The 16,559-nt window shown below is 61.9% G+C and carries 17 protein-coding genes; 5 read left to right on the top strand and 12 right to left on the bottom strand.

Annotated features, from left to right (window positions below):
* Positions 1-17: 17 nt before the first annotated feature.
* Entirely contained in the window at positions 18-653 is a 636-nt protein-coding gene (upp, locus tag MHY13_RS01815; protein WP_049378022.1) for a uracil phosphoribosyltransferase, read from the bottom strand.
* 57 nt (positions 654-710) lie between these two features.
* Here upp and MHY13_RS01810 point away from each other — a divergent pair, with 57 nt between their 5' ends.
* The 3 genes from MHY13_RS01810 to MHY13_RS01800 are packed head-to-tail and all read left to right on the top strand — an operon-like array spanning position 711 to position 3,224.
* Positions 711-989, top strand: a complete 279-nt coding sequence (locus MHY13_RS01810) for a chemotaxis protein (protein ID WP_239280309.1) — start codon at positions 711-713, stop codon at positions 987-989.
* On the top strand, positions 990-1,934 hold the full coding sequence (locus MHY13_RS01805) for a C40 family peptidase (protein ID WP_239280307.1): 945 nt from the start codon (positions 990-992) through the stop codon (positions 1,932-1,934).
* A 51-nt stretch (positions 1,935-1,985) separates the two neighbouring features.
* Entirely contained in the window at positions 1,986-3,224 is a 1,239-nt protein-coding gene (locus MHY13_RS01800; RefSeq protein WP_239280305.1) for a hypothetical protein, read from the top strand.
* Positions 3,225-3,326: 102 nt separating this feature from the next.
* Here MHY13_RS01800 and MHY13_RS01795 read toward each other — a convergent pair whose 3' ends face one another.
* The 4 genes from MHY13_RS01795 to MHY13_RS01780 are packed head-to-tail and all read right to left on the bottom strand — an operon-like array spanning position 3,327 to position 6,180.
* On the bottom strand, positions 3,327-3,533 hold the full coding sequence (locus MHY13_RS01795; RefSeq protein ID WP_239228877.1) for a hypothetical protein: 207 nt from the start codon (positions 3,531-3,533) through the stop codon (positions 3,327-3,329).
* A gap of 26 nt (positions 3,534-3,559) precedes the next feature.
* The gene (locus tag MHY13_RS01790) at positions 3,560-4,591 is read right to left on the bottom strand and encodes an alpha/beta hydrolase (RefSeq protein ID WP_239280303.1); all 1,032 of its coding nucleotides are present in this window, start codon (positions 4,589-4,591) and stop codon (positions 3,560-3,562) included.
* On the bottom strand, positions 4,592-5,269 hold the full coding sequence (locus tag MHY13_RS01785; protein WP_239280301.1) for a type 1 glutamine amidotransferase domain-containing protein: 678 nt from the start codon (positions 5,267-5,269) through the stop codon (positions 4,592-4,594).
* An 11-nt stretch (positions 5,270-5,280) separates the two neighbouring features.
* Positions 5,281-6,180 carry an adenosine deaminase gene (locus MHY13_RS01780; protein WP_239280299.1) on the bottom strand — a complete coding sequence of 300 codons (900 nt, stop codon included), beginning with the start codon at positions 6,178-6,180 and terminating at the stop codon, positions 5,281-5,283.
* 30 nt (positions 6,181-6,210) lie between these two features.
* On the opposite strand from MHY13_RS01780, the gene MHY13_RS01775 reads away from it, so the two are divergent.
* A complete protein-coding gene (locus MHY13_RS01775) occupies positions 6,211-7,422 on the top strand; it encodes a D-alanyl-D-alanine carboxypeptidase family protein (protein WP_239192837.1) in 1,212 nt (403 codons plus the stop codon).
* Here MHY13_RS01775 and MHY13_RS01770 read toward each other — a convergent pair.
* From MHY13_RS01770 to MHY13_RS01740, 7 genes are all read right to left on the bottom strand, one after another.
* Positions 7,385-8,320, bottom strand: a complete 936-nt coding sequence (locus MHY13_RS01770) for an RDD family protein (protein WP_204610102.1) — start codon at positions 8,318-8,320, stop codon at positions 7,385-7,387. The genes MHY13_RS01775 and MHY13_RS01770 overlap by 38 nt on opposite strands.
* A gap of 54 nt (positions 8,321-8,374) precedes the next feature.
* Positions 8,375-9,454, bottom strand: coding sequence for a YhjD/YihY/BrkB family envelope integrity protein (locus MHY13_RS01765; protein WP_204610103.1), 1,080 nt, complete (start codon positions 9,452-9,454; stop codon positions 8,375-8,377).
* Positions 9,455-9,557: 103 nt separating this feature from the next.
* On the bottom strand, positions 9,558-10,583 hold the full coding sequence (trpS, locus tag MHY13_RS01760; protein ID WP_204610104.1) for a tryptophan--tRNA ligase: 1,026 nt from the start codon (positions 10,581-10,583) through the stop codon (positions 9,558-9,560).
* Between the two features lie 118 nt (positions 10,584-10,701).
* Complete coding sequence (locus MHY13_RS01755) at positions 10,702-10,893, bottom strand: hypothetical protein (protein ID WP_005322618.1); 192 nt, start codon at positions 10,891-10,893, stop codon at positions 10,702-10,704.
* 51 nt (positions 10,894-10,944) lie between these two features.
* Complete coding sequence (locus MHY13_RS01750; protein ID WP_239280297.1) at positions 10,945-11,928, bottom strand: trimeric intracellular cation channel family protein; 984 nt, start codon at positions 11,926-11,928, stop codon at positions 10,945-10,947.
* The gene (locus tag MHY13_RS01745; protein WP_239280295.1) at positions 11,928-12,845 is read right to left on the bottom strand and encodes an exodeoxyribonuclease III; all 918 of its coding nucleotides are present in this window, start codon (positions 12,843-12,845) and stop codon (positions 11,928-11,930) included. The genes MHY13_RS01750 and MHY13_RS01745 overlap by 1 nt, the downstream gene beginning before the upstream one ends.
* A gap of 21 nt (positions 12,846-12,866) precedes the next feature.
* Positions 12,867-14,120, bottom strand: coding sequence for an MFS transporter (locus MHY13_RS01740; RefSeq protein ID WP_239280293.1), 1,254 nt, complete (start codon positions 14,118-14,120; stop codon positions 12,867-12,869).
* Positions 14,121-14,336: 216 nt separating this feature from the next.
* Between MHY13_RS01740 and MHY13_RS01735 the strand changes: the two genes are divergently transcribed.
* Positions 14,337-16,550, top strand: coding sequence for an NADP-dependent isocitrate dehydrogenase (locus MHY13_RS01735; protein WP_239280291.1), 2,214 nt, complete (start codon positions 14,337-14,339; stop codon positions 16,548-16,550).
* The last annotated feature ends 9 nt before the right edge of the window (positions 16,551-16,559 follow it).

Below are 16,559 nucleotides of genomic sequence, written 5' to 3'. Positions count from 1 at the left end.
CCAGGGAGAAGATTACCTTAAAGGTCGATATTGCGCGGACCGTAGAGGCGGTCGCCGGCATCGCCCAAGCCTGGAACGATATAAGCATCCTCGTTGAGCGAAGGATCGATAGCGGCGGTGACTAGGCGCACCGGCAGGTCGGATTCGGCCAGCGCATCCACGCCCGGCTGGGCCGAAACCATGCAGATCGCGGTGATATCGGTGGCACCGCGGCCGGCGAGCAGGCGCAAAGCGTGCAGCAGGGAACCACCGGTGGCCAACATCGGATCCACCACGAACACCGTGCGGCCGGTCAGGTCCTCCGGCAATGCCTCAAGGTACGGCACCGGCTCATGCGTCTCTTCGTTGCGCGCCATGCCAATGAAGCCGACCTGTGCATCCGGAATCATAGACAGGGCCGGGTCCACCATGCCCAGCCCAGCGCGGATGATCGGCACGATAATGGGCGGGTCCTGCAGGCGGGTGCCCTGTGCGGTAGAAACCGGGGTGGCGCAGTCGAAGTTCTCCACGGCAAGGTCGCGAGATGCTTCATAGACAAGCATGGCGCCCAAGTCTTTCAGGGCGGCGCGGAACGCGGAGTTATCGCTGCGCGCATCGCGCATGAGGGTAAGGCGGGAGGCGGCAAGCGGGTGGTCTACTACGTGGATGTCCATGACCACCACTTTAAACTTTTTGGGAACCAAATGGGCCATCGGGCAGTCCAATAGGGCATGAGACCTTTCACGATCGATACTGACTATGCCCGCCACCTCGCCCGCGACCTGCACGCCCAGTCCCAAGGGGAGAATCCGCCCCACCCCGTTTTGCCTGAAGATTCCGCATTCACCGCTTTCAATGAGGCGGTGCATGCCGCGCTCGATAATGTGGGCGCGCGCATGAGCGTGCTGCGCAACGATATGGGGCAGGTTGCCCAATCCGGTTTCCAGATGTCGCGCGAGGCAGAAGACACCGACGCCACACTGGGCGAGCACCTGGGGGCGGCGATATAGATGCTTGATACCGCGCTCAAACAAATAGCCACCCTGCAACCGACCCAGCTTCCCGAGGTAGAGCTACCACACGTACCGGACCTTTCCGCCGCCGAGCCTTTAGCCGCCATCGCCCACGGCAATCCCGCTCCCCTACTCGAGTCGGCGAAAAATATCGATCTCGATAATGAGACCATCTCTGCCGCGCTTGGCCAGGCCCGCACCTTGGTGGCGGGCACCATCCGGGATCTGGTGGGCATTGCCACGCAGCTGGTGCGCCAGGCCCTGCCCACCGCGCTGGGTTTCCTCTCGCTGGATCCATCGGCGCGTGCTGCCGCTCTGGCTCAGCTTCGCGCGCTTATCTCTCAGCACTTGGGCATGGCCACTGCCCGCGTGCAGCGCTTGATGGGTGATCTCAGCGCGGCCGCTCAGTCCTTGCAGCCGGTAGCGCAGCGGCCGGTGCGCTCCGCGCTTGCCGACGCCCCCTTAAGCCCCACCAGCACCCAGCAAACCACCGCTCTTCCAGAACAATCCGCCGCGGGCGCTGATGCCGGCGCCGACGCCACCACACACGAGGTATCTTCTCCCCCGCCCGCACCAGAGCCTTCTGCCGAGGGCAGTTCGGCCGCCGGGCAGGCCGCGGTCGCCGCGGCGAAGAGCCAAGTGGGACAGCCCTACGTATGGGGCGGCACCGGAAACGGTGGCTTTGATTGCTCGGGCCTTACCCAATGGGCTTATTCACAGGCCGGGGTGGACTTGCCGCGCACAGCAGACCAGCAGGCGGTTGGTCAGCAGGTCAGTGCGGATCAATTGCGGCCCGGTGACCTGGTGGTATGGGATGGGCACGTGGCAATGTATTCCGGCAATGGCGAAATCGTGGAGGCCGGTGATCCGGTGCAAACCAACCCGCTGCGCACCACAAATATGGGCATGCAATTCAAAGGCTTTTGGCGTCCCACGGCTTAAGGCCGGTGCGCTCTCGCGCGCTGCTTAGGGCGTTGGGTAGACTAAAACGCCATGAGCACCCGCGCAATTGTACCTGTAAAGCTCTCGCTGACCGAGGGCGATTTTTATACCCTCTGGGCACCCAAGTGGCGCCAACATGGCTCCGAGTGGCAGGCTTTTTTGGGCGATGACGAGGCCGTCCTAGCCTTTAACTCACCCGCCGAGCTGCTGTGCTTCGTGGAGTCTGACACTAAGCACGATTTGCTGGACCACCCGCAGTGGGACCAGTTCGCCGGCCGCGATGCGGACCGCGTTACCCCAGCCAAGCGCGATGAGTATGACCTCATCGGCATGCCGGAAGCGCTGGCTGGTCGCCCGAGCCACCGGAACGTATCCACGGTGGCCCGCAACCTGGAGATGGCCTCCGCGCTTGCCGACGTCGCCGGTGCAGAGCACACCACCATCTTCTTCGCCTCCCACTCCATCCTGCGCAACGTCTCCCGCGGCGCCGACCACTACTCCGGCGAACAGGGCATGAGCGAGTGGTCCGGCGTGGGCCACGTCATCGCCGGCAACTGGAAGAAGGTCATCGAGGACCTGGATGAGCACGTCCGCGTGGTCTCCAGCGATGACTTTGATGCGGCCGAGGTCTCCGATGCCAAGGAGCGCATCTCTTCTGCTGCTGCCGCCTCCGCTGCAGCGGCCAAGGAAGCCGAGGAAAAGCGCAAGGCCGCCGCCGAGGCCGCTGACCCGTACGATAACTCCCCGTGGGCCGCGGCCGGCATCGATCCCATCAAGATCACCGCGCAGTCCAAGTCCGTCTACACCCTGCGCACCTACCTGGACGGCAAGCCCATTTTCTTGGGCAAGTGGGGCGAGATCTTCACCTTCGATTCCCCGAAGACCCTGGTGCGCTGGATCATGGACAACGATGACCACGACCTAGCCCGCGTATCCACCTGGGAAGAGGTTGTCGCCGCCGCTAATGCCGGCGAGCTAGAAGTTCAGGTCCACCCGGATAACCAGTACTCCTTCAATGGCATCGTGCGCGATATCGAAAAGGGCCCGGAGGCCGTCGATTCCGATCAGATGGCGCGCTGCTATGAGGTATGCGCCGATGCCGCCGACTGGGCAGGCGACGATTCCATTAACTCCTATATGCTGGCTCACCCCCGCCTGCAGGACTACTTGGGCTACATGCTCGGCTCCACCGAGCACGCCGGCTACGTACCGTCCAAGCCATATAACGAGCACGCCGAGTCTTGGAAGGGCTTGGAGGATATGCTCATCAAGCGCTTCTCCAAGTTCTAAACCCGTACCAGGTCGCGCGGCCCCAGCCGCGCGTAACATCCGCCGCCCTAGCCTCTGCCCCACTGCACAGCAGCTGGACGGAGAGGGGGCGGCTTTTTGTGTCTAGCGGCCCGGCGCTTCTTCCTCTTGGCGTCGGATCCGGGTCCGGTCGCGCATGTATTTATCGAAAATCAGCCACACGATCCACAGACTGAGTCCGACAATGGATCGGCCCAGGGTTCCTATCCCAAAAACCCCGCCCAGAATCAGACCGAGAACAATCACGCTGGTGAAAAATACGACCCACGACACGTGCGTGTTGTATTTCATCGCTCGTCCTCCCTCAGTACGTGACTTTAGAGGTGGCGGCGGAGGTGGTCAATGAGGGCGTCGATAAGCTCGCGCGATTGTGGCGCCTTGGGTTTAATCTGGTCGAAGCCGTGATAGGCGCCGGCCCACACGTCGAGGGTGGTGTCTACACCGGCGGCGTCGAGGGCTTGGGCAAAGGCCACGGATTCATCGCAGAAAAGGTCGATGCCACCAACCCCGATCCACGTTGGCGGCAGGCCGGAAAGATCACTGCGCGTGGCCGGCGAAGCATAGGGCGGCAGGTCAACATCCAGATGGTCATCTCCCAGGTACATCGACCACGCGCCGCGGTTCGGGCCCGCCGTCCAGATGAATTGGCCCACCGCACCGGACTTGTCCGTGGTGCGGTGATCCAGCATGGGATAGACCAAGCCGAGCGCGCGGACCGGATGTCCCTCATCAAAGGCCCGCTGAACCAAGCCCGCGGCGAGGCCGCCGCCGGCGCTATCGCCAGCGACCGCGATGCGCGAGGTATCCCCGCCCAGCTTATCGCCGTGTTCTTGCACCCAACGCAGCGCGGCGTAGCACTCATCATGGTCCGCGGGGAACGGCTCCTGGGTGGATTTGTGGTAGCGCGGGGCCACCACGATGGCACCGAGCTCGGACGCCATGCGGGCATTCTGCGGGTCATACATGGCCGGGCCGCCGATGAGATGGCCGCCGCCGTGCGTCCACACCACCACGGGGCGCGGCCCAGCGGTGGCTGCGCCCTGGGCATCGCCGCGTGGGGTAAGCACGCGGGCACTAAAGGCGTGGCCACCGAAGGAAGCGGAAAACTCCGTAATATCCACCGCGTGCCGCACCGGACGGGAGAAATCGATGCTGGCAAAGAAGCGGCTGGCGCGGGCAAAGGTGGCGTCGGCAAGCAGGTGCATAGGCAAGTACAGAACCGGGCTGCGCAGCCCCGGTGCCACCTCACGCAGGTACGGCCGGCGGCTGAGCGCATACGCCGCCATGCCCGCGGCCCCGGCCACTCCTGTCAGGGCAGTCCCGGCCTTGAGGATTCGCGGGATGCGCATTTAGAAATCGCGCAGGATACGCTGTGCCAGCGGCTCAGAAGAGGCGGGATTCTGGCCGGTGTAGAGGTTGCGATCCACGATGACATTCGGGGACATGGCATCGGTTTCTTGATAGTCCGCGCCCAGCTCGCGCAGGCGAGTCTCCAATGCCCACTTAGCGGCAGCGACCATCTCCTCGCCTTCCTCGGCATTGCTAAAGGCGGTCATCTTGTAGCCCTTGAACGGCCAATTCTCATTATCCACTGCCAATAGCGCGGCCGGGGCGTGGCAAACGAGGCCGAGCGCGCGGCCGGAATCCATACGCGCCTGAATAAGCTGGGCAGAATCCTGATCGTAGGCAAGATCCTCCATCGGCCCGTGGCCTCCCGGGTAGAAAATGAGGTCATAGTCCTCCTCATTGACATCGGCCAGGTTCATCGGGTTCTCTAGCGCCACGCCCAACTCTGCCAAGTAATTTTCCTGCGCCATGCGTACGTTGTCTGGCAGCACCTCCAGGCTGTACTCATCTACGACGGGAGCCTTCGCCCCCGGGGTGGCGAAGTGGATATCCCAGCCTGCGCCCTGGAAGACGCGGTGCGGGGCAATAAGCTCCTCGGCCCAATAACCGGTCGGGCGCTTGGTGCCATCGGCCAGGGTCCATTCCTCAGCGGCGGTAACAACGAAAAGTACGGAAGGCATGTAATTCTCCTTTAGTCAGTAGTTTCTTCAGCGGCATCTGCCAAAGACTCTTCAGTGTCTGGGCCTGCCAGCTCGGGGTCTGATAGTTCCTCGTATGCTGGCAGGATAACCGTTTCTAGCAGATGCTGCCGTAATTCCTGGTCAGCGAAGGAATTCTCCACTGCTTTGACGGTGAGATCGAAAAATTCCTCCAGCCCATAGCCAAAGGTCTCACTCAGCGCGAGGAACTGCTTGGTCAAGGTGGTCTCGCCCGAAGAAATGGCACAGGTAAAGCCCAGCTGCTGCAGCAGCGGCAGCGGATGGTCATTGAGATCTTCGGACTCCTCCAGCGGAGTAAAGACAAGTGGAATGTGGCGATCGCGGATGTATCCAGATGCCTTGCCCGGCAGGATGCCATCAATATTCGCAGTGAAATCATCGATCATATTGATTGGGTGGATGAGGCGATTCACCCCAGCCCGGGCGGCACGCTCTACCTCTGCGAAGTCCTCTCCCACCAGGATCTGGGTGGGCAGGAAATCCGCGCGGAAATCTGCGGCTGCGCTCGCTTGGTCCTGCGGCAGGCTATAGCCCACCACGGGGGCCTCATCAGGCATTGCTCCCTCTGGGGCCGAGCCTGCCAGGACGATGCGGGAATCAATGTTAGGGACGCCGGCAGCGACGGCGGCTTCGGCAACCACGGCGGCGTCGAGGCCAAGCTCTGCGGGGTCTAGGTGCACTTCTGCGTAGACCACGCCGTCGGCAGCCAAAGCTTCATAACGCTCGCGGAGAGCGGCGGTGAGCTCTTCCGGCGTGGTGGCCGAGGAGGTGATGGTTTCAAAAAGGGAGACCTTAGGCAGGTGCGCCACCACGTCGGCGGCGGAGTCCTTGTTTTCGGGGCTAATCAATGGCGCGTCATGCATGCGTCCCATCGTAAGCACGGGCCTAAGATGTGTCATGTCATGAAAAGAATTCTCGCTTGTTCTCTCGCCGCCGTGCTGGCGAGCGGCCCGCCGCTAGCACTGGCGGAAACGCCGACCGCTCCAACCACCACGCGTACCGCCGCGCCGGATACCGATAAATGCCCGCACTCCGAACGCCCGGAAAAGGCGACCACCACCTCGGAGCGCCTCGCTCCTGGGCAGGCCTCCCCCACCCCGTTGCCTCCGGTGGACAGCGATGAGCCCTGCGGCACCACCCTGCCTGAAGGATTCAAAGTGGATAAGGATGTGGTGGCCGCAGCCTGGATGGTCTCCGATATCGACACCGGCGAGATCGTCGCGATGAAGGACCCTAACGGCCGGTACCGGCCGGCCTCCATCATTAAGGCGCTGCTAGCGCTCGTGGTCATCGACGAGTTGGACCTGCACCAGAAGGTCGAGGTGGGCGAAGAATCGGCGCAAATCGATGGTTCCGCGGTGGGCATCGGCCCAGGCGGCACGTACACGGTGGAGCAGCTTTTGCAGGGCTTGCTCATGGCTTCGGGCAACGACGCTGCGCATGCGCTGGCGCAGGAATTGGGCGGCGACGAGGCCACTTTGCGCAAGGTTAACGAGAAGGCGGCTGAAATCGGTACGAATTCCACGTACGCGGCCAGCTACTCCGGGCTCGACGCCCCGGGGATGTCTACCTCGGCCGAGGATATTTCCCGCATTTACCGCGCGGCCTTCCATAACCCGACGTTCGCGCGCATTGTGGATACGGACTCCGTAGATTTTCCGGGCTGGGGAGATTATGAAGGCTACCAACTAGGAAACGATAACGGGCTTTTCCTCAACGATCCGGACGGTATTGGTGGCAAGACGGGTTTTACCGATGATGCGCACCATACCTTCGTCGGTGCGCTCGACCGCCATGGCCGGCGGCTGCAAGCGGTGCTGCTCGATACCACCGTGGAGCACGGCCCGCGCGCGTGGGAGCAGGCTCAGAAACTGCTGCACGAGGCCTATAAGGTGCATCCCGGTGATGGTGTAGGGCAGTTGCTTGCCGACGCCGACGCCCATTCCCACGCCGACTCCCCTGCCTCCCCTGCTGCCACCCCGGCCCCCGATGCCCAGGCACAATCGGCCAACTCCTCCTTGGCCGGGGTGCAGGGGTGGCTCGGCTGGGTTATCGCCGGCGCCGTAGTGTTGCTGGCTATTTGCGTGGGTGCCTTTTCACTACTTCGGCGTTAGCCCACTCATCGTGGGAGCCGCGCCGGTTATTCTTCTCCGAAATGGTGAAGGTGTGCACACCGGCGCCCACCCAGCTGGCAAAAGTACCGGGGCCCGGCACGACATTAACGAGGCGCCACCACTGGCGCTTTGCGGACTGGGTGAGGCTAAGCCGCTCTTTGGTATCGACATCGCGCACCGTATAGCCCATCAGCAGCTTGGCCGGGCTGGCACCAAGCCAACACTCGGTGCCCAAAACGTAGAGCAGCAAGATGATGACGCCACCGATAAACGTCGAGAGCTCATCCACGCCACCAGAAAGCAGCGCGCCGCCGAAGCTACCGCTGATGAGTGAGAAAAAGAATAGGTCCAAAATGGCCATTCCGATGCGCGCATCTTGACCAGCGCGCTGACTAATTTCAGCCACTGATTGTTGTACCAACGGCGCGGGGACAGCCGCGTTCACCGCCGCTGCTGGTGGGAACGGATTGGACTGAGGGGCGAAGGGATTGCGCGAATACGGTGACCCATAGGGGCTAGCGGTCTGCGCAAATTGTGGCTCCTGCTTAACTTGGGGCCCTGGCCCCGCGGCCTGACCGAACTGGGAAAACTGAACCTGCTGCTGCGGTTGCTGCGGCCGCGGGTTCCACTGGCCTACTGCACCCAACTGCCCTAAATCACCCCAGGTGGGGCGCAACCCTGCCTCACACGCCTTATCGTATTCCGCCCTCTTCGCGGCAGAACCCACAACGCTGGCGGCGATGCGCAATTGCGCGCGCCGCGGCTCCTCGGCGTCTTGGCCTTGCTGCTGGAGCTGCAGATCCTTGGACTCCAACAAGACTAAAAGCTCGTGTGCGCCGTCGCGGCGGTCTAGTCCCCACTCCTCATAAAGATTCGGTGCGATGTCATTGGCGTTCATAATGTCTATTTTAAAGCCCAATGGCAGGGGCGTCCTCACCCCTAAGGGGGAGATTTACTTTCGCCGCAACAGGCTCCACGCGCCCACGGCCGCAGCGCCCAATGCGGCACCGACGCCGAAGGTCGCACCAGCAGGCGCGCCCTCCTTGATCTCATTGCGCACGCGGATAACGGCTGGTTCTGGGACTGGCGGGTGGGTGTACTTCAGGGATTCCTTAGTGGTGGCGGTCCACGCGGAGATATACAGCACCACGCGCCAAATTAGGTACATGACCACCATGAGCACGATGACCGGACCAAAGACCGCGCCGGCCGGGCTGCCGGTAGCAGAAGACATAATGATTGTAGACAGCTGCTTGAGCACCTCAAAGGCTACAGCGCCGATGGCCGCGCCGATAAGGCCAGACTTCTTCGGCACCTTGGTGCGCGGCAGGATCATAATCAGCCACCACATAACGATGAAGTTCGCCACGAGGCCCACAGCCAAGCCGACAAAGAAAATCACCAAGTCCATGCCCGAGAAGGACTCGATTCCTACGCGCTCAAAAATCTTTTGGGTGAGGCCGGAGGAACCGGCGGCGGTCACGCCAAAGGCGATGAGGAACGCCACGATAAGGCCAATGAGGCCCACCAGGTCAGACAACTTCTTCTTCAAGAAGGAACCGCCCTCGTTGGCATCGATACCCCACATCGCCGAGATACCGATGCGCAGGTTATTCATCCATCCCAGGCCGGACCACAGGGTGGTCAAACCACCGATACCGAACATGGCGCCGCGTTGGTCAATGGCGGTATCGAGGATTTTGTTAACCGTATCGCCCATATCGCCATCGATAGAACTGGTGATATGGGATTGCAGATCATTGAGCAGGTCCTCGCGGTTAGCCAAGACGGCGGCGACGGTGGCCACGATCAGCATGGCAAGCGGGAAGATGGAGAGCACCGAATAATAGGTGATGCCGGCGGCAAACTGGTTGCCGCCTTCGGCACCGTAGCGCTCGTTCATGCGCATGAGGTGATCAACGAACCTGGACTTGGAGCGAATCTTATCTACCGCACCGGGATCGTCGGCATTGGCGCGTTCGATGCCGTAGTGGTCCGTCTTCTTCGAGGAGGATTGCGTGGTGGTTGGCACGTGCTTCCCTTCTTGCTCACAAAATTTTTATCCCACCTAGAGTAACTGGCAAATGCCCTGTTGTCCCTTTGTGGGGTGGAGCACGGGGGAAGCAGCCCCCATGCTACTTGCGCAGGCGAGGAAGGAAGCCGACTTTCTTATAGACGTCGTCGACAAGCGGCTGGGCAATCTCCTGCGCCGTCTCCGCACCCTGAGCCAGGATGCGCTCGAGCTCGCCGCGGTCCGCCATCAGCTCATCAAAGCGCGCCTTGAGCGGAGTGGTAAATTCCTGCAGCGCATCTGCGGTATCGACCTTGAGGTGGCCATAGCCTTGGTCGGCGTACTTCTCCACTAGGGAATCGATAGATTCACCGGTCAGCGCGGACTGGATGACCAATAGGTTGGACACGCCCGGCTGATTTTCGCGGTCAAAGGCCACCGAGCCCAAGTCATCCGTCACGGCGGATTTAATGCGCTTGGCTGAGGTCTTCGGTGCGTCCAAGAGATTGACCAAACCCTTGGGGTTGGCGCCAGACTTGGACATCTTGGAGGTCGGCTCCTGCAGGTCATAAATCTTGGCCGCACCCTCCGGGATGAACGGCTCCGGTACCTTGAAGGTCTCGCCGTACTTATTGTTGAAGCGCTCGGCCAAGTTGCGGGTCAGCTCCAGGTGCTGGCGCTGGTCCTCACCCACCGGCACATAATCCGGCGAGTACAGCAAAATATCTGCGGCCATGAGGATCGGGTAGGTAAATAGGCCCACGGAGGTGCGATCCGAGCCCTGCTTGGCGGACTTATCCTTGAACTGGGTCATACGGGAGGCCTCGCCAAAGCCGGTGAGGCACTGCAAAACCCAGGTCAGCTCCGCGTGGGCGGGCACGTGCGACTGCACGAAGAGCGTGGATTTTTCCGGATCAATGCCCAGGGCGATGAGCTGTGCGGCACCCGCGATGGTGCGGTTGCGCAGCTCCTCCGGATTTTGCTCCACGGTGATCGCGTGCAGGTCAGGGATGAAGTAGAAGGCGTCATAGCCGTCCTGCAGGTCAATCCACTGCTTGAGCGCTCCCAGGTAATTACCCAGGTGATAGGAATCAGCGGTGGGTTGGATACCGGACAGGACGCGGGAAACGGTGGAATTGTCTGCAGTCATGGTGCCTTATCCTACCCCCTAGCCTCGCCGCGCGGTTCACTTCCTTCCCCGGCGCCGCCTGAGCGAGGGATCGAAAAAATCCCCTGCCCGATTAGGCAGGGGATGCGGCGCAAGGATTTTAGAGCTTGCGGGAGGTGGGGCTGACTACGTCCATCAGGATGGCCCAACCGGATACCATCAGCGCGCCGCCCACGCCCATGAGCACGATGGGGCCGAGGAAAGCGAAGGACGGACCAACAACGGTCCACCACCAGATGCTCAGGCCGAGGATTACAGCGCCGAGGACGAAAGAAATAATTGCGCGAGCCATGAACTTTCTCCGTTGCAGATTACTGAATTTTTTGACCTACCCATAGTAGCACTACTGCTTGTGTTTGGGTGCCTTGCGCTTGCCGACGTCCCCCTTATTAAAGCTCCACTGCTGCTCGACGTTTACTCCCCGTGCCCCTGGCGAGTGCCGGCCACTCGGCCGGGTAATCGACTGCCGCTTCGGGCGACGCGCGATGCGATTGCTCGAAATATCGCTGTAGTCAGTGCCCTCCGCCGCGTTAGAAAACTCTCGTGACTTGTTCTTAAACGTGCGCCCCAGTGGACGGCTCAGCGGCCGGGTCAGCGGGCGCGTGATGGGGCTGGCATAGCGCGTGGCCGCGCCCGCCTTGCGCTTGGCCTTGCGGGCGCCATCGCGCACGATGCGCGCGGACAAACGCAGGCGCGGATCCATCTGCTGCTCGGCGTCGCGGTATTCGAAGACGGGCAGGCCCTTCTTGAAGTAGATCGCGGCCAAGCGGGCGATAAAGCACACGGAGGCGGTAATAATCGCGGTCGGTTCCTCGGCCAGGCCACTGTGGTACAGCGTCATAAATAGTGCTGCGGCGAGCAGCGAGATAGCGGCGTAGAACTCGCCGGAAAAGACCAACGGGATGCGGTCTGAAAGCAGGTCACGCAGCACGCCGCCAAAGACGCCGGAAATCACCGCGGAAACCGAGGCAATTATGAACCCGTGCCCCAAGTGGACCGCAATTTGGGTGCCGAGCACCGAAAAGACCGCAAGCCCCAGGGCATCCAGGATGAGGAAGAGGTGGCGGAAGTAGTGCATGAGGAAGGACATGCCCACCGTCACCACGGCCGCCACGATGACGATCACCAAATAGATGGGGTGCTCAACCCAAGTAAAGGGAGGGTCATCGAGGATCATATCGCGCACCGTGCCGCCGCCCAGCGCCGTCATGGAGGCGATCATGGTGACGCCAAAAAGGTCGAGCTTCTGGCGGCCGGCGGACAAGGCGGCGGTCATGGACTCGGCCGTAATACCAACTACATACAGGACGCTAAATAGTGGCGTCATCAGCGGTACTCCACCAGCAGTGGGGAATGGTCGGACCAGCGCTGCTCCACGGTAGGAGCCTTATCCACCCAGGTGCGCTGCGCGCGCTCCAGCATCGGGCGGGTGGCCGCCTGGTAATCGATGCGCCACCCGGCGTTGTTATTAAATGCCTGGCCGCGGTAGGTCCACCAGGTATAAGGACCGTCTTCGTCCGGATGCAGGCGGCGGGCGACGTCGAACCACTGCGGTTCTGCGGCCGGGGACCACGGCTCGCCGCCGGCGTACTCGACTACGCCCTGCCACTGCCCCAGGTTCTTCTTCTCCTGCGGCGTGTCATCCGGGAACGCACCAAAGACATGGTCCATGAAGGCGCGTTCTTCCGGCAGGTGGCCAGCCTTCTTTTCGTTGGCCTTATTATTTTTCAGGTCCTGGGCGCGGTGGCAGATATTCCAGTCGCCGCCGATGACCATATCGGCCGGGCTGCCATCCGAATTCGTGCGCGCCGCGTTCTCCGCCAGCACCTCCTGGAATTCATCCAAGAAGCGGTACTTTTCATCCAGCTTCGGCGAACCGGTATCGCCGGAGGGCAGGTACAGGGAGGCGACGCGAATATCGCGGGTGGTAGCCGCAATCCAGCGGCCGGCGTCGGTAAAGGAGCCGAAGCCCACTTCGACGTCGGCAAGCGGGGTGCGAGACAAGATGCCGACGCCGGCGCGGCCCTTTGCGGCGGCGTCGGCAAGAGCTAAGTGCCACCCCGCCTCGAGGGCTGGGGCCAGGGCCTTTTCGGCTTGTTCCGGGGTTGCGCGCACCTCCTGCATGAGCACGATATCGGCCGGAGTCTCCTCCAACCAGGCGTTCATTCCGGGGTTATTTTCATTGCGCTGCTTGCACGCAGCGCGGATTCCGTTGACATTAACGCTCGCGATGGTAAGGGTCATGCCAACAGCATATCGGTATGCCTAGGCGCGGCGAGAAAGGCGCTTTTTATCCCACATCGTCGCAGCCCACACCAGGCAACCCGCAGCCGCTAGGGCCGCACCGGCCAGCGCCGGGGCGGAGTAGCCCAAGCCGGCACCCACCACGGCGCCGCCAATGGTCGCACCGGCCGCGTTTGCGATGTTCAGCGCGGACTGGTTAAGGGCTGCGGCCAAAGTCTGGGCGTCGCCAGCCACATGCACCAAGCGCAGCTGCAGCGAAGGCACCAGCGTGGAGCCCATAAACGCCACGCAGCCAAAGCACAAAGTAGCGGGGATGGCGTGGCCGGAAAGGAAATAGAAGGCCGTCAGGATAACGATGAGGCAGGCCAAGGCAAAGATAATGCCAAACTCCAGGTTGCGGTCAGCGAGCCAGCCGCCAAAAGCATTGCCGATGGTCATGCCGATGCCATAGGCCATGAGCACGACCCAGATGAGGCTCTGATCCATGCCAGCGACCTCGGTCATGGTCCAGGAAATATAGGTATAGACGGAGAACATGCCGCCAAAACCGACCACGCCCATGATGACGGTGAACCACACCTGGCTGTTTTTGAACGCACCGAATTCGGTGCGGATATCGGTCTGCTTCATCTCCGTCATGTGCGGCATCAGGAAGAACAACGCAATGGCGGTGACGATACCCAGGGCCACGACCACCAGGTAGGCCGCCTGCCAGCCCAGTGCGGAGCCGAGGGCTTGGGCGGCTGGTACACCAATAACCGTGGCGATGGCCAGGCCCATACCCACATAAGCCATGGCCTTGCCGCGGCCGCCTGGGGGTGCCATGGATGCTGCCGAGAGATTAGCCACGGAGAAATAAGCGCCGTGCGGCATGCCCGCAATAAAGCGCGCGACCATGAGGATGGCGTAGTTCGGTGCCAAGACCGAAAGGAGGTTACCCACCACGAGGAAGCCGATGAGCAGCAGGATGAGCCGGCGGCGCGGCAGCTTGCCGGTAAAAGCCGCAATCAACGGGGCACCGACCACCACGCCCATCGCATAGATGGTGATGAGCGTGGAGGCGTTTTCTTCCGAAACGCCAAAATCATCTGCAATAAGCGGCAGCAGGCCCATAGACACGAACTCCGTCGTGCCGATGGCAAACGCGCCCAGGGCCATGGCCACCATGACGATGGCGCGGCGACGGGCGGTAATCTCCGTTTGCAACGGCAGCGGGCGGCGGCGAACGCGGTGTTCGCGTGCGCTGCGCGGGCTTAGCTCATCGATGATTTTCATGGAGAGTGAGGGTACACCCCGTCTGCGCCTGCAGCATGCCCGCAGCGGGGGCTCGTGAATATCTCCACCCCTCCCGCGCATGGGTGACAGCGGCCACGCAACCCTTTTCAAGGGGCGGCAAATGGGGGATCACTTTCAGCAAACTGGCCCACATGCCGCCCACAAAATCGGTAATCTGGGCACTTGAACAATTTTCCAACGTTAATTAGGAGAATCATGGCAAAGATTACGTGGACCCGTACCGATGAGGCGCCGCTGCTGGCGACCTACTCCCTCAAGCCCATCGTGGAGGCCTTCGCTTCCACCGCTGGCATCGACGTGGAAACCCGCGATATCTCGCTGGCCGCCCGCATCGCCGCGCAGTTCCCGGAGCGCCTGACCGAGGAGCAGAAGGTCGAAGACGCCTTGGCCGAGCTGGGCAAGATGGCTAAGACCCCGGAAGCAAATATCATCAAGCTGCCGAATATTTCTGCTTCCCTGGTGCAGCTGAAGAAGGCCATCGCCGAGCTGCAGGCCGCAGGTTACGATCTGCCTGATTACCCAGATAATCCTTCCACCGAGGAAGAAAAGGACATCGCCGCCCGCTATGACTCCGTCAAGGGCTCCGCTGTTAACCCGGTGCTGCGCGAGGGCAACTCCGACCGCCGCGCCCCGGAGGCCGTGAAGAACTTTGTAAAGAAGCACCCGCACCGCATGGGCGAGTGGTCCAAGGACTCCAAGACCAACGTTGCCACCATGGCGGACAACGACTTCCGCCACAATGAAAAGTCCGTCATCCTGGAAAACGAGGACACCCTGTCCATCGTCCTCAAGACCGCCGACGGCGAGCAGACCCTGCTGCCGGAGCTGCCGGTTCTCAAGGGTGAGGTCATCGACGGCACCTTCATGTCCGCCAAGGCCCTGGATGAGTTCCTCCTCGCACAGGTCAAGCGCGCTCAGGAAGAGGGCGTGCTCTTCTCCACCCACCTGAAGGCGACCATGATGAAGGTCTCTGATCCCATCCTCTTCGGCCACGTCGTCCGCGCCTTCTTCGCCGATGTTTATGACAAGTACGGCGAGGAGCTGCTGGCTGCCGGCCTCAACGGCGAGAACGGCCTGGGCGCTATCTACGAGGGCCTGAAGAACCTGGACAACGGCGAAGAAATCAAGGCTGCTTTCGACGCCGCGCTTTCCGACGGCCCCGACCTCGCCATGGTCAGCTCCCACAAGGGCATCACCAACCTGCACGTGCCTTCCGACGTCATTATTGACGCCTCCATGCCTGCCATGATCCGCACCTCCGGCCACATGTGGAATAAGAACGACGAGGAGCAGGACACCCTCGCCGTCATCCCGGATTCCTCCTACGCCGGCGTCTACCAGGCCGTTATCGAGGATTGCAAGGAAAACGGCGCCTTCGACCCGACCACCATGGGTACCGTGCCGAACGTTGGCCTGATGGCGCAGAAGGCCGAGGAGTACGGCTCCCACAACAAGACCTTCAAGATCCCAGCCGCCGGCACCGTTGAGGTTCGCAACTCCCAGGGCGAGGTTCTTATCTCCCACGATGTGGAGGAAGGCGATATCTGGCGCGCCTGCCAGACCAAGGACGCTCCGATCCAGGACTGGGTCAAGCTCGCCGTCAACCGCGCTCGCCTGTCCGGCATGAAGACCATCTTCTGGCTCGACCCAGAGCGCGGCCACGACCGCAATATCAAGTCCCTGGTGGAGAAGTACCTTAAGGACCACGACACCGAGGGCCTAGACATCTCCATCGAGGACCCGGTAACCGCTACCAAGACCTCCATCGAGCGCATCCGCCGCGGCGAGGACACCATCTCTGTTACCGGCAACGTGCTACGTGACTACAACACGGACCTCTTCCCCATCCTCGAACTGGGCACCTCCGCCAAAATGCTGTCAGTGGTTCCACTCATGGCAGGTGGCGGCCTCTTCGAGACCGGTGCGGGCGGCTCCGCCCCGAAGCACGTCCAGCAGGTCGAGGAAGAAAACCACCTGCGCTGGGATTCCCTCGGCGAGTTCCTGGCCCTGGCCGAGTCCTTCCGCCACGAAAAGCAGACCAACGGCAACGAGAAGGCCGGCGTCCTGGCTGCCACCCTGGACAAGGCCACCGAACGCCTGCTCAATGAAGGCAAGTCCCCGTCCCGCAAGGCTGGCGAAATCGACAACCGCGGTTCCCACTTCTTCCTGGCCACCTTCTGGGCCGAAGAGCTGGCTAACCAGACCGATGATGCCGATCTCGCCGCAGCCTTCAAGGACGTGGCTTCCCAGCTGTCCTCCCAGGCAGACGAGATCGCCCAGGCGCTTGTCGACGCCCAGGGCAACCCCGCCGACCTCGGCGGCTACTACTGGCCAAATGACGAGAAGACCTCTGCCGTCATGCGCCCAGTTGCTAGGTTCAACGAGATCATTGACGGACTGAAGAAGTAAACGCTCGGT

This window comes from Corynebacterium sp. ACRPE (assembly GCF_022347435.1).
Taxonomy (GTDB): domain Bacteria; phylum Actinomycetota; class Actinomycetes; order Mycobacteriales; family Mycobacteriaceae; genus Corynebacterium; species Corynebacterium tuberculostearicum_D.
The sequence above is the reverse complement of the archived record's forward strand: the minus strand, read 5'-3'. Positions and strand labels throughout refer to the sequence as shown.

Coding starts and splice junctions, on each gene's coding strand:
- MHY13_RS01800 (WP_239280305.1), top strand. CDS start 1,986: ATGAGCACCCGCGCAATTGTACCTGTAAAGCTCTCGCTGACCGAGGGC.
- MHY13_RS01810 (WP_239280309.1), top strand. CDS start 711: ATGAGACCTTTCACGATCGATACTGACTATGCCCGCCACCTCGCCCGC.
- upp (WP_049378022.1), bottom strand. CDS start 653: ATGGACATCCACGTAGTAGACCACCCGCTTGCCGCCTCCCGCCTTACC.
- MHY13_RS01790 (WP_239280303.1), bottom strand. CDS start 4,591: ATGCGCATCCCGCGAATCCTCAAGGCCGGGACTGCCCTGACAGGAGTG.
- MHY13_RS01740 (WP_239280293.1), bottom strand. CDS start 14,120: ATGAAAATCATCGATGAGCTAAGCCCGCGCAGCGCACGCGAACACCGC.
- trpS (WP_204610104.1), bottom strand. CDS start 10,583: ATGACTGCAGACAATTCCACCGTTTCCCGCGTCCTGTCCGGTATCCAA.
- MHY13_RS01770 (WP_204610102.1), bottom strand. CDS start 8,320: ATGAACGCCAATGACATCGCACCGAATCTTTATGAGGAGTGGGGACTA.
- MHY13_RS01785 (WP_239280301.1), bottom strand. CDS start 5,269: ATGCCTTCCGTACTTTTCGTTGTTACCGCCGCTGAGGAATGGACCCTG.
- MHY13_RS01745 (WP_239280295.1), bottom strand. CDS start 12,845: ATGACCCTTACCATCGCGAGCGTTAATGTCAACGGAATCCGCGCTGCG.
- MHY13_RS01735 (WP_239280291.1), top strand. CDS start 14,337: ATGGCAAAGATTACGTGGACCCGTACCGATGAGGCGCCGCTGCTGGCG.
- MHY13_RS01775 (WP_239192837.1), top strand. CDS start 6,211: ATGAAAAGAATTCTCGCTTGTTCTCTCGCCGCCGTGCTGGCGAGCGGC.
- MHY13_RS01750 (WP_239280297.1), bottom strand. CDS start 11,928: ATGACGCCACTATTTAGCGTCCTGTATGTAGTTGGTATTACGGCCGAG.
- MHY13_RS01780 (WP_239280299.1), bottom strand. CDS start 6,180: ATGGGACGCATGCATGACGCGCCATTGATTAGCCCCGAAAACAAGGAC.
- MHY13_RS01795 (WP_239228877.1), bottom strand. CDS start 3,533: ATGAAATACAACACGCACGTGTCGTGGGTCGTATTTTTCACCAGCGTG.
- MHY13_RS01755 (WP_005322618.1), bottom strand. CDS start 10,893: ATGGCTCGCGCAATTATTTCTTTCGTCCTCGGCGCTGTAATCCTCGGC.
- MHY13_RS01805 (WP_239280307.1), top strand. CDS start 990: ATGCTTGATACCGCGCTCAAACAAATAGCCACCCTGCAACCGACCCAG.